A 12,421-nucleotide genomic window follows, 5' to 3' on the forward strand; every position below is an offset into this window, starting at 1 on the left:
GCCGTCAGCTGACGGCTATTTTGCAGGTACCCCACTTTTTTGAAGGAGATTAACCGGTGCGGCGTGATCCGCCGTCATCCTCGTCATCATCGACCACATCAGCGTACTTGTCCGCGTAAGCCGAGTAATCTGGTTCGACCGGCTCCATCGGATCCGCCGAACGTTTGGAGGCTCGCTCGCCCGGGCCTGTGAGCTCTCGCTGCAGTGCCGTGTAGTCAGTTGCGGGACTGAAATACTTCATGTCCCGAGCCTGCTTGGTAGCTTTTGCCTTTTGACGGCCGCGCCCCATGGCGTGACCCCCTTTTGCGTCGATCCGGAGGTGGTCACTGGGGCCCTATCGGCCCAAGGCTGCAGCGAGGCCCCGGAGTATTTGGTCAGTTTGTCGTACCTATAGATTACATGCTTTCGCGACCGCCGCGTGCGCCGCCGCGGCCACCCGTAAATCGCGCTAACCACGACGCCGGAACTGGAATCTCCGGCCCCCGCGTGACGCAGGCAAAACTTGGCTAAAGTCGTACTTATGGAGCCGATAATCTGGGCGGACGCGAGAGAACATCGAAGGCAGGGCAGGACACCATGAGCGATCAGGAGCACACCCCTCGGGACTCCGAAGCTGAGCCGGGCCACAACGACACGCAGCCACCGCAGGTTGACCCGTTTCACGTGGACGAACCCCAGCTGGTGGATGCGGATGCCGTCGAGCTTGCCGACGCCGAGGTATCCCCCGAAACCGTTGAACCAGAATTGTCAGTCTCCGCCGACGACCTGCACCTCGTCGAACCATCCCTGAACCCGGCGAGAATCAGCGAGGACACGGCACGCGCCGCATCACTGGAGGAGACTGCGGCCGAGGCCCGCAGGGTCGAGCAGGAAGCACTGGACGCCGGGGCGCTCGTCGCCGGAACCGTTCCCGCCTCCGACCCGGCGCCCCAGGCGGCACCAGCAGGCACTGCGCCTGCCGGCGGAGCGGCCGGCGATGCTACTGCGGAGGCTCCCGCCGCTGCGGGCGAAACCCCTGACGCCGACGCTGGTGCAAGCACCACACGGGGAACGCCAGAGGTCGACGGCACCTCCGCCGCTCGCCCGGCCGAAGCTGCCATCGACGGTTCCGCTGAGGATGCGAACGGGGCGCCAGACGCCGACGCTCCAGAATCCGGAGCTCCAGAATCCCGCGGCCCAGGTTCCGACATTGCAGCGCCCGACGCTGCTGCTCCGGTTGCCGATGCTCCTGCTGTGGGTGATGCTTCTGTAGGTGAGAACGCAAACCCGTTCGGTGGCCCTCTGGACAGCAACGACACCACTCGCTCCCTTCCGAGCTTCGCCGCCGACGGTGAGGCGCCACGGTGGACCCCCGCCGCAACAGATGAACAGCGATGGGACGAACTCTTCGACCAGACTGAGCACGGCACCCAGATGGGAACCACCCCGGATTCCCCCGACGCCGATTCCGCTGCGCCCGGCGCTCCCCCCGCCGTCGTCGTTGGCACCGCTCATGCCAACCCCGGCGCTGCACCGTCCGAAAAAGCACAGTCCGGCACTGCACCATCCGAAGAAGCACAGTCCGGCGCTGCGCCTTCCGAAAAAGCCCAGTCCGACGCGGCGCTATCCGACACTGAACAGTCCGGCACTGCGCCATCCGGGGGCGCAACGGCTGGCCCCGTCGGCAGTTACCCGCAGACACCTGAAGAATCCAAGGCCGAACCTGCCGGAGGCCCCTACGGCCTCCCGGCGGCTGGCGCCCACCCCGCCCGTGGTGAGGGACGGCAGGACCCCGGCAAGAGCCCTCGCAACCGCAACCTCCTCATCGGTGGTGCCCTGCTCGGCCTGCTGGCGCTCGGCCTGCTGATCTGGGGACTGATCGCCCTGATCGGCGGGCTCACAGCCACTCCTGACCGGGAGCCAGTGGTCAACGGCACCCCCGGAGCCGACGGCATCATCGCCGAGAACGTGCTGCCTCTCGACATCGAGGAGGGCCAGTGCCTGCGGGACTTCGTGGATATCAACAGCGAGTCCACGGTGGTCACCTGCTCAACCCCGCACAACGCCCAACTCCTGGCCACAGCGTTCTACGCCGAGGGCGATGCGTTCCCTGGCGATGACGCGCTGGCCCTCCGGGCGCAGGAGGTGTGCGACGGCGTCGACCTGGATGAAGGCACCGCCGCCCGCTACGAAAACCTTGAGCTCCTCCGTGTGACCCCGCGCCAGGGGTCCTGGTCCGAGGGCGACCGCCGGGTGGACTGCGTGGTGACCAGCAGCGAGGGCAACATCATCAGCGACACACTGATCAACGAGTAATCAAAGACGCTAGCCACCCCAGCACCTCTTACACAGAAACCTCGGCGGCGGCGACATTGAGCCCATCCCCGTCGCTGGCGCGATCCACCAGCACCGTGTCACCGTCGTTGATGCTCCCCGCGAGGATGCCGCGGGCCAGCCGGTCCCCGATTTCCCGCTGAACCAGGCGACGCAGCGGCCGCGCACCATAGGCGGGATCGAATCCGGTCAGCGCCAGCCATTCACGCGCGGCATCGGTCACCGAGAGGTTAAGGCGGCGCTCGTGGAGCCGGGAGGCGAGCGACTGGACCTGCAGGTCGACGATGCGGGACAGCTCCTCAAGGCTCAGCGCATCAAAGAGGACCACATCATCCAACCGATTCAGGAACTCCGGTTTGAAGCTCGCGTTCACCACAGCCATCACGGCGTCGCGTTTTGCCGAGTCCGACAGCGCTGGATCAACGAGGAACTGGGAGCCGAGGTTCGACGTCAACACCAGGATGACATTCCGGAAGTCGACCGTCCGGCCCTGCCCATCGGTGAGCCGGCCGTCGTCGAGCACCTGCAGGAGAATGTCGAAGACCTCCGGGTGGGCCTTCTCCACCTCGTCGAGCAGCAGCACGCTGTAGGGGCGGCGGCGCACAGCTTCAGTGAGCTGGCCGCCCTCCTCGTAGCCGACATAGCCGGGAGGGGCACCCACCAGCCGGGAGACGGAGTGCTTCTCGGAATACTCGGACATGTCGATCCGGACCATTGCGTGTTCATCGTCGAACAGGAAGTCGGCGAGCGCCTTCGCGAGTTCGGTCTTTCCGACGCCGGTGGGGCCCAGGAAGAGAAAGGATCCGGTGGGACGATCGGGGTCGGAGATGCCTGCGCGGGCACGGCGGACAGCGTCCGAGACGGTGGATACGGCCTTGGTCTGCCCGATCAGCCGTGAACCGATGACCTGTTCCATATGCAGCAGCTTCTGGCTCTCCCCCTGGAGCATGCGCCCAGCGGGAATACCGGTCCAGGCGGAGATCACCTCGGCAATGTCAGCGGCGGTCACATCCTCGGCAACCATGGGCAGCGGCGTGTCTTCCGGCTCGGCCTCCTGCGCCGCGTCGAACTCCCGCTGCAGCGCAGGAATCTCCCCGTAGAGCAGCCGCGAGGCATGTTCCAGGTCGCCGTCGCGCTGGGCACGCTCGGCCTGTGAGCGAAGGTCCTCGAGCGCCGCCTTGAGGTCGCCCATCCGGTTCAGGCCAGCCTTCTCCGCCTCCCAGCGGGCGTTGAGTGCGGCGAGTTTTTCCTTTTGATCGGCCATGTCGGCTCGCAGGGCATGCAGCCGGTCCTGGGAGGCGTCGTCGTTCTCGCCCGCGAGCGCCAGCTCCTCCATGGTTAGGCGGTCCACCGAGCGTCGCAGCTGGTCGATCTCCTCCGGGGCAGAATCGATCTCCATCCGCAGCCGGGAGGCAGCCTCATCCACCAGGTCGATCGCCTTGTCCGGGAGCTTGCGCCCGGAGATGTACCGGTTGGACAGTGTGGCCGCCGCCACCAGCGCGGAATCGGCGATGGTCACCTTGTGGTGCGCCTCGTAGCGTTCCTTGAGGCCGCGGAGAATGCCGATGGTGTCCTCGACGCTGGGCTCACCGACGTAGACCTGCTGGAACCTGCGCTCCAGGGCTGCGTCCTTTTCAACGTTCTTGCGATACTCGTCGAGCGTGGTGGCACCGATCAGCCGGAGCTCACCGCGGGCGAGCATCGGCTTGAGCATGTTGCCCGCATCCATGGACCCCTCGGAAGCCCCGGCACCCACCACCGTGTGAAGCTCATCGATGAACGTCACCACCTGACCATTGGCGGACTTGATCTCCTCCAGGACAGCTTTCAGCCGTTCCTCAAATTCGCCCCGGTACTTGGCGCCGGCGATCATCGATCCCAGGTCGAGACTGATCAGCGTCTTGTCCCGCAGTGATTCGGGGACGTCCCCGGCGACGATCCGCTGGGCCAGTCCTTCCACCACGGCGGTCTTCCCGACACCTGGCTCGCCGATCAGCACCGGGTTGTTCTTGGTGCGACGTGACAACACCTGGATCACCCGCCGAATCTCGCTGTCCCGCCCAATGACGGGGTCAAGCTTTCCGGACCGGGCCACCTCGGTGAGGTCCACGCCGAACTTCTCCAGCGCCTGGAAGGTGTTCTCCGGGTCTGGGGTGGTCACTCGCCGGTCGCCGCGGATGCCCGGCAGTGCGGCCGCGAGGGCTTCCCTGCTTGCCCCGGCCCCCTGCAGAATGGTGGCCGTCGGCCCGACGCCTGCCGCCATGCCCAAAAGCAGGTGCTCGGTGGAAACGAAGCTGTCACCCAGCCCTTCTGCCTCCTGCTGGGCGGCTTTGATGGCTTGCAGGATGTCGCGGGAAAACTGTGCCTGCGCCGTGGTTGAGCCCGACGACGACGGCAGGGCCTTGATCGCAGCGCTCGCACGGACGCTAACGGCGTCGGGATCCGCCCCCGAGGCCTTGAGCAGGGCCACTGCTACGCCCTCGCGCTGATCCATCAAGGCCTTCAGCAGGTGCGCTGGCTCGACCTGGGGATTTCCCGCTGTCGAAGCATTCATTGCCGCGGCGGACAGTGCTTCCTGGCTTTTGGTGGTGAACTTGGCGTCCATGACTCAACCTTCCGAACAGCTAGACCGTAAGTTGAGTCTACCTCGCTCAACTCCACCGCGGTTGCGGTTCTACAGCTGGTTCGCTGACAGCAAACCAGCACCGCACCGGGTCCAGTAGAGCACCCCAGCCGGGACGGGGGTAGGGCCCTAAGCCTCTCTTCCCTGCGAAACCCAGCCCCGGTCGGCGCTGCGGTCTCCCACCACCTGGGCGGCGGCACCAGCCAGCACATCCAGGTGTGCCTCGGTGAGTACCACTGCGGTGGCGTCGGCGTTCTCATCGATCCGCTGTGGCTTCCGGGTGCCGGGGATGGGGACCACTGGCAACCCGAACCGCTGGCCCTGTGCAGCCAGCCAGGCTAATGCCACCTGCGCGGCAGTGGCACCGGCGTCGGCAGCAACGCCCTGGATTGCCTCGACAACTGCCGCGTTGGCCGTCATGGCTTCGGGGTCGAAGCGGGGCACCCGGTGGCGGAAGTCCCCGTCACCCAGCGAGGCCGCCTGAACAGTGCCGGTCAGGAAGCCCCGACCCAACGGCGAGTACGGGACGAACCCCACGCCCAGCCGTGCCGCCGCCGGAACCACGGCGGCCTCCACATCCCGGCTCCAGATGGACCACTCACTCTGAACGGCAGCGATGGGATGAACCGCGCACGCCGCCTGCAGCTCGTCGGCGGTTACCTCGGACAGGCCCAGATGGCGCACCTTGCCCGCCGCCACCAGGTCCGCCATTGCTCCCACCGTTTCCTCGAGGGGCACGCTGGTGTCCCTCCGGTGCAGGTAATACAAGTCGATCACCTCGGTACCAAGCCTCCCGAGACTCGCTTCGGCGGCTTCGCGGACGTAGGCGGCGTCACCGCGGACCCCCGAATAACCCTGTGCGGGGCTGCCGATGATCCCGAACTTGGTCGCCAACTCGACCTCGTCCCGCCGATCCCGAAGTAACCGGGCAATCAGTTCCTCGTTACTGCCAGCCCCATACACGTCTGCCGTGTCGATCAGTGTCACCCCGATATCCACTGCGTGGTTCAGGGTCGCCAACGCTTCGTCACTGGGCAACCCACCGTAGACATCGGTGAGCGCCATACCGCCAAAGCCCTGGGCGCTGACGGAGAAGCCGGGGGTCAGTTCAATCCGGGGAATAGTCATGATTCCACCCTTAGCCTTTGACCCGAGGGAAACAAGAGCGAGTTGCAGATTGGTCACAATCGCAATTGAGCGAGAACGCCACTTGGGGCGGAGGAGCCCGCTTGATAGCGTGGATAAGCCCGCCATACCTATAACCGTCCACTTAACTTCAAGGCAGCTGAGGCGCGGCACCAAACAACTGTGAGGCGAATGATGAGTCAATCGATCAAGAATCGGCCGGACTCCCCCGGCGAGCCGAGTGCAGAACCAAACCCCTTGCCACGAACCAGAGTCAACAAGACGGTCTTTATCGGCTCGGCCGTCGGCATTCTGGCGATCACCGCCTGGGCCATCATCGCCCCGGGTAACGCTGAAGCGGTCATCGGCACCCTGGTCACGTGGGTCTCGGTCAACATGGGCTGGTACTACTTCCTGATTGTCACCCTCGTGGTCATTTTTGTCCTGGTCGCAGCGCTCTCCCGGGTAGGGAAAGTCCGACTGGGGCCAGACCACTCCAAACCACAGTTCAGCATCTTCACCTGGGCTTCGATGCTGTTTGCCGCCGGCATCGGCATCGACCTGATGTTCTTCTCGGTCGCTGAACCCATTACCCAGTACCTCGCACCTCCGCAGGGATCCGGCGAGACAGTTGAGGCCGCCCGTCAGGCGATGGTCTGGACCCTCTTCCACTACGGGATTACCGGCTGGGCTCTGTACGCCCTGATGGGCCTCGCCCTCGGCTTCTTCGCCTACCGCCACAACCTGCCCCTGAGCATCCGTTCGGCGCTGTACCCCATCTTCGGCAAGAAGGTCGAGGGCCCTATCGGGCACACAGTGGATATCGCTGCACTCCTGGGAACCATCTTCGGCATCGCCACCTCCCTGGGCATCGGCGTCGTCCAGCTCAACTACGGGCTCACGCTCATGTTCGGCCTGCCGGAGAACCTCGCGGTCCAGATCGGCCTGATCACCGTCGCCGTCGTGATGGCGGTCATCTCCACCGTGTCCGGTGTTGAAAAGGGCATCAGGCGCCTGTCCGAGCTGAACGTGCTGCTGGCCGGCGCGCTCATGCTCTTCATCCTGATTGCAGGCAAGACCAGCTTCCTGCTGGACGGGATCATCCAGAACACGGGCGACGTCCTCAGCCAGTTCCCCGGCATGACCATGGACACCTTCGCCTATGACCGGCCGGACGAGTGGCTAAGCGGCTGGACGCTGTTCTTCTGGGCCTGGTGGATCGCCTGGGCTCCCTTCGTCGGACTCTTCCTGGCACGCATCTCCCGGGGCCGCACCATCAGGCAGTTCGTCCTGGGCGTCATGATCGTGCCCTTCACCTTCATCCTGCTGTGGATCTCGATCTTCGGGAACAGCGCCCTCGACATTGTGATGGGTGGCAACGCCGAGTTCGGCGAGGTGGGCATGAACCAGCCGGAGCGGGCCTTCTACGGGCTGCTGGAGCAGTACCCATTGGCACCACTGATCATTGCGATCGCCACCTTCACCGGCCTGCTCTTCTACGTCACCAGTGCCGACTCAGGCGCCCTCGTGATGGCCAACTTCACCTCCCACCTCAAGGACGCCAACTCCGACGGCCCCAAGTGGCTCCGGGTGTTCTGGGCGCTGGTGACCGGCGCGCTCACCCTGGCGATGCTCTCGGTCGGCGGGGTCCTGACCCTGCAGAACGCCACGGTGGTGATGGGGCTGCCACTCTCCATCCTGCTGCTGTTCATCATGTACGGGCTGTACAAGGCGCTGCGGATGGAAAGCTCCCGGATGGACAGCTACCGCTCGTCGCTGCCCGGGATCATCTCCAGCCGGTCTGGTTCCGAGGCCCGCGGCGGACGCACCTGGCGTCAGCGGCTCGCCCATGTCCTGACCTACCCTGGACGTAGACAGGCGCAGCGGTTCATCGACGAGGTTGCGCGGCCCGCACTCCAGGAAGTCCACGACGAACTGGCCGCCCAGGGTGCCGACGTGACATTGACCTCCGGAAGCGTCGGCCCGGGTGGGGTTGGCCACGTGGACCTGACCGTCAACCTGGGCAGCGAACGCGCGTTCAAATACCAGGTGTACCCCGTGCAGTACGACACGCCGTCGTACGCGTTGAAGAGCGCCTCCACCACCGACAAGTACTACCGGATGGAGGTCTTCTCCCTCGAGGGCAGCAACGGGTACGACCTGCTCGGATACACCAGGGAACAGGTCATCACCGACGTACTGGACCACTACGAGACACACCTTGAATTCCTGCACAGCAACCGTGCAACGCCAGGCACGACGGCGATCACCGACGACCATCTGGCATCCGACAACTGGGAAGCCGACTTCACCACCCCTGAGGAGCGCTCATGAGTACCGCAACACTGTTCATTGATGGCCACTGGGTGCCAGCGTCCGATGGCGGCACCCGGGAGATCCGCTGCCCCGCCGACGGCACCGCAGTGGGGGCCGTCTCGGAGGGGACCGCCGACGACGCCGTGGCCGCCATCGCCGCCGCACGACGGGCGTTCGACGGGGGCGAATGGGCCGCCGTGCCAGCTCCTGAACGCGGGGACTTCCTGCTGAAGGTCGCCGCCCGCCTGCAGGAACGCAAGGCCGAGTTTGCCCGTGCCGAAACGCTCGACACCGGCAAGCGCCTGGTCGAAAGCGAAATCGACATGGATGACATCATCGGCTGCTTCACCTACTTCGGGAAGCTCGCTGGCCAGAACCAGGGACGGCTTGTCGATCCCGGTACCGCCTCCGTGGTGAGCCGGATTGAATACGAGCCGGTCGGCGTGTGTGGGCTGATCTCGCCCTGGAACTATCCGCTGCTCCAGTCGGCCTGGAAGATCGCCCCGGCTCTGGCGGCCGGCTGCACCTTCGTGCTGAAGCCCAGCGAGCTTACCCCGCACACGTGCATGCTCATGATGGAGGTACTGGACGAGCTGGGGTTGCCGAAGGGGGTAGCGAACCTGGTGCTCGGCGCCGGGGCGACCGTCGGCGCACCGCTGTCCGAGCACGTCGACGTCGACCTGGTCTCGTTCACGGGCGGCCTCGAAACCGGGAGGAGGATTGCCGCCGCAGCGTCCGCCACCGTCAAGAAGGTGGCGCTGGAGTTGGGTGGAAAGAACCCCAACATTGTCTTCGCCGACGCCGATTTCGATGCCGCGGTGGACAACGCGCTCAACGCAGCGTTTGTCCACTCCGGTCAGGTCTGCTCTGCCGGAGCCCGACTGATCGTTGAGGAATCCATCGCCGAACGCTTCACCGATGAACTGGTGCGGCGCGCCCAGCTGATCCGGTTGGGCGGACCCTTCGATGAGGACGCCGAAACCGGCCCACTGATCTCGGCGGCACACCGCGACAAGGTGACCGCCTACGTTCAGAAGGGAGTCGCTGAGGGGGCGCGCCTGCGCTGCGGCGGCACCTGGGGCACCGGCGACCTGGAACAGGGTTTCTACTACACACCCACCGTGCTCGACCAGGTGGAACGGGGCATGTCGGTCGTGGTCGACGAGGCATTCGGACCGGTGGTCACCGTCGAGACGTTTAGCGGGGAAGACGAGGCAGTGGCGATCGGCAACGACACCCACTACGGTCTCGCCGGCGCGGTCTGGAGCCAGGACGCCGGGAAGTCCCAGCGGGTTGCCCGGCGGCTGCGCCACGGCACCATCTGGATCAACGACTTCCACCCCTACCTGCCGCAGGCCGAGTGGGGCGGGTTCGGGCAGTCAGGCGTGGGGCGCGAGCTGGGGCCGACCGGTCTGTCCGAATACCAGGAGGCCAAGCACATTTACCACAACATCGATCCGCAGGTCACCGGCTGGTTTGCGGACCGTGAAGAGGAGCAGTAACCGTGTCTGATCCAATACCAGTGACTGACCAGATCGAGAGGACCGACTTCGACTACATCGTGGTGGGCGGCGGCTCCGCGGGCGCCGCCGTCGCAGCACGCCTCAGCGAGGACCCTGCCGTGGAGGTAGCCCTGGTTGAAGCCGGGCCGGACGACCGCGGCGTGGACCAGATCCTCCGCCTCGACCGGTGGATGGAACTCCTCGAGTCGGGCTACGACTGGGACTACCCCATCGAACCGCAGGAGAACGGCAACTCCTTCATGCGCCATGCCCGCGCCAAGGTGATGGGAGGCTGCTCCAGCCACAACTCCTGTATCGCCTTCTGGGCGCCGCGGGAGGACATCGACGAGTGGGAAGCGAAGTTCGGCGCGGAGGGGTGGAACGCCGATACCGCCTACGCGCTGTACCAGCGCCTGGAAACCAACGAGGACGCCGGCCCGGATGCTCCGCACCACGGCGATTCGGGCCCCGTGCACCTGATGAACATTCCGGCGTCGGACCCCTCGGGCAAAGCACTGCTTGACGCCTGTGAACAGGCGGGCATCCCGCGGGTCCACTTCAACACCGGGGCGACGGTGATCAACGGTGCCAGCTTCTTCCAGATCAACCGCCAGGCCGACGGCACCCGCGCGTCGTCCTCGGTGTCCTACGTCCACCCGATCATTGACCGGTCCAACTTCACCCTGCTCACCGACCTCCGGGCGCGTGAACTGACGTTCGACGCGGACAACCGGTGCACCGGCGTCGACGTCGTCGATGCCTCCTTTGGACGCACTCATTCCCTCACCGCGCGGTCGGAGGTGATCCTGTCGGCTGGGGCCATTGACTCACCGAAACTGCTCATGCTCTCCGGTATCGGCCCCGCCGAGCACCTGACAACGCATGGCATCGACGTTCGGGTGGATTCCCCGGGCGTCGGTGAACACCTGCAGGACCACCCGGAGGGTGTCATCCAGTGGGAAGCCAAGCAGCCAATGCCCGAGACATCGACGCAGTGGTGGGAGATCGGGATCTTCACCACCACCGAGGAAGGCCTGGACCGGCCTGACCTGATGTTCCACTACGGGTCCGTGCCCTTCGACATGCATACGCTGCGGCAGGGGTATCCCACCACCGATAACGGGTTCTGCCTGACTCCCAACGTCACTCACGCGCGGTCGCGCGGGACGGTACGGCTGCGCAGCCGGGACTATCGGGACAAGCCGATGGTGGATCCGCGCTACTTCACCGACCCCCATGACATGCGGGTCATGATTGCGGGAATCAGGAAGGCACGGGAGATTGTCGCCCAGCCGGCCATGGCGGAATGGGCCGGCCGCGAGCTCTATCCCGGCCAGGACGTGCAGACGGATGAGGAGATCACCGACTACATCCGCAGGACCCACAACACGGTTTATCACCCTGCCGGCACGGTGCGGATGGGGGCGCCCAGCGACGACCTGTCGCCGTTGGACCCCCAGCTGCGGGTGAAAGGGGTGACGGGTCTGCGGGTGGCTGACGCGTCGGTGATGCCCGAGTTGACCACCGTGAACCCCAACATCACCACCATGATGATCGGTGAGCGCTGCGCTGATCTGATCAAGCAGACCTCGGCCACCTAGGCATCCGGGGGTCGTCCGGGCCGGGTTTCTCTATCCGGCCCGGACGAAACTCACAACCCGGTTCCGGCCTGCGGCTTTGGCCGAGTACAGGGCGTCATCGGCTTCTTTCAGTAATCGCCCGCTACTGACTGGATGGTCAGCGGTGAAGGTTGAGATGCCAGCGCTGATCGTGAGCACCTCGCGGGGGTTGCCCACGTGCACGATACCCAGTGATTCAATACCGGAGCGGATTCGCTCTACCGCGACCTCAGCGTCGGCTGCTCCCTGGTCAGGCAGGATCAGCAAAAACTCCTCGCCGCCGAAGCGGTAGACACCGTCTGTGTCCCGTGCCAGCGCGGCCAGGGTCTTGGCGACCAATTTCAGGGCATCATCGCCAGCCGGGTGACCCTGCAGGTCATTGAAGCTCTTGAAGTAGTCAACGTCGCACAACGCCAGGGAGTAACGACCGCCGTAGCGCTGGCTACGGCCATGCAGCAAATCCAGGTCCTCGGTGAGTTTCAGCCTGTTGTCCAGATGGGTGAGAGGATCGGTTCGCGCCTGCCGGGTGAGCTCCTGCCGGTACTTTCCGAGTTGCGCGTGCAGGGCAGTCACCCGGCGTGCCACCAGGAGCCGGGTGCGCAGGGTGAAGGGGTCCAACGGCTTGGTGACGTAATCATCGGCGCCGGCCTCCATCCCGGCGAGCACGTCGTCCTGCGAGCCGAAGGAGGTGAGCAAGACGAGGTAGGTGTAGGAGTCCTCGGCGACCCTTCGGATCGACTCACACAGCTCCAGGCCATTCATGCCTGGCATCACCCAGTCGGTAACCACAACCTCCGGTTGATGCAGCTGGAACAGCTCCCACGCGGTGTCCCCGTCGGCCGCCGAGAGGCACTCGTAGCCGGCATGTTCCACCACCGCTTTCGCGACCATCAGCGAACCCGGATCATCGTCCACGACCAGTA

8 protein-coding genes are annotated in these 12,421 nt (G+C 65.3%); 4 read left to right on the forward strand and 4 right to left on the reverse strand.

Going from position 1 to position 12,421, the window contains the following annotated elements; translation table 11 throughout:
- Window positions 1–49 precede the first annotated feature (49 nt).
- Window positions 50–289 carry a DUF3073 domain-containing protein gene (locus IWX64_RS01850; protein ID WP_196865426.1) on the reverse strand — a complete coding sequence of 80 codons (240 nt, stop codon included), beginning with the start codon at window positions 287–289 and terminating at the stop codon, window positions 50–52.
- 287 nt (window positions 290–576) lie between these two features.
- Between IWX64_RS01850 and IWX64_RS01855 the strand changes: the two genes are divergently transcribed.
- Window positions 577–2,295, forward strand: a complete 1,719-nt coding sequence (locus tag IWX64_RS01855; RefSeq protein WP_196865427.1) for a septum formation family protein — start codon at window positions 577–579, stop codon at window positions 2,293–2,295.
- Between the two features lie 28 nt (window positions 2,296–2,323).
- Here IWX64_RS01855 and clpB read toward each other — a convergent pair whose 3' ends face one another.
- Both clpB and IWX64_RS01865 read right to left on the reverse strand, forming a co-directional pair.
- Entirely contained in the window at window positions 2,324–4,918 is a 2,595-nt protein-coding gene (clpB, locus tag IWX64_RS01860) for an ATP-dependent chaperone ClpB (RefSeq protein ID WP_196865428.1), read from the reverse strand.
- Between the two features lie 147 nt (window positions 4,919–5,065).
- Complete coding sequence (locus tag IWX64_RS01865; protein ID WP_196865429.1) at window positions 5,066–6,064, reverse strand: aldo/keto reductase; 999 nt, start codon at window positions 6,062–6,064, stop codon at window positions 5,066–5,068.
- A gap of 189 nt (window positions 6,065–6,253) precedes the next feature.
- Between IWX64_RS01865 and betT the strand changes: the two genes are divergently transcribed.
- Genes betT through IWX64_RS01880 form a run of 3 tightly spaced genes read left to right on the forward strand, consistent with a single transcriptional unit; the run spans window position 6,254 to window position 11,480 of the window.
- Entirely contained in the window at window positions 6,254–8,395 is a 2,142-nt protein-coding gene (betT, locus tag IWX64_RS01870; RefSeq protein WP_334683106.1) for a choline BCCT transporter BetT, read from the forward strand.
- Window positions 8,392–9,879 carry an aldehyde dehydrogenase family protein gene (locus IWX64_RS01875; protein WP_196865430.1) on the forward strand — a complete coding sequence of 496 codons (1,488 nt, stop codon included), beginning with the start codon at window positions 8,392–8,394 and terminating at the stop codon, window positions 9,877–9,879. Before betT ends, IWX64_RS01875 begins: the two co-directional genes overlap by 4 nt.
- Window positions 9,880–9,881: 2 nt before the next feature.
- Window positions 9,882–11,480 (forward strand): GMC family oxidoreductase, encoded by a 1,599-nt coding sequence (locus IWX64_RS01880; protein WP_334683107.1) that lies wholly within the window; start codon window positions 9,882–9,884, stop codon window positions 11,478–11,480.
- Window positions 11,481–11,510: 30 nt separating this feature from the next.
- On the opposite strand, the gene IWX64_RS01885 is transcribed toward IWX64_RS01880, so the two are convergent.
- Window positions 11,511–12,413 carry a GGDEF domain-containing response regulator gene (locus tag IWX64_RS01885; RefSeq protein ID WP_334683109.1) on the reverse strand — a complete coding sequence of 301 codons (903 nt, stop codon included), beginning with the start codon at window positions 12,411–12,413 and terminating at the stop codon, window positions 11,511–11,513.
- Window positions 12,414–12,421 lie beyond the last annotated feature (8 nt).

Source organism: Arthrobacter sp. CAN_A212, assembly GCF_015752345.1.
Lineage (GTDB): Bacteria > Actinomycetota > Actinomycetes > Actinomycetales > Micrococcaceae > Arthrobacter_D.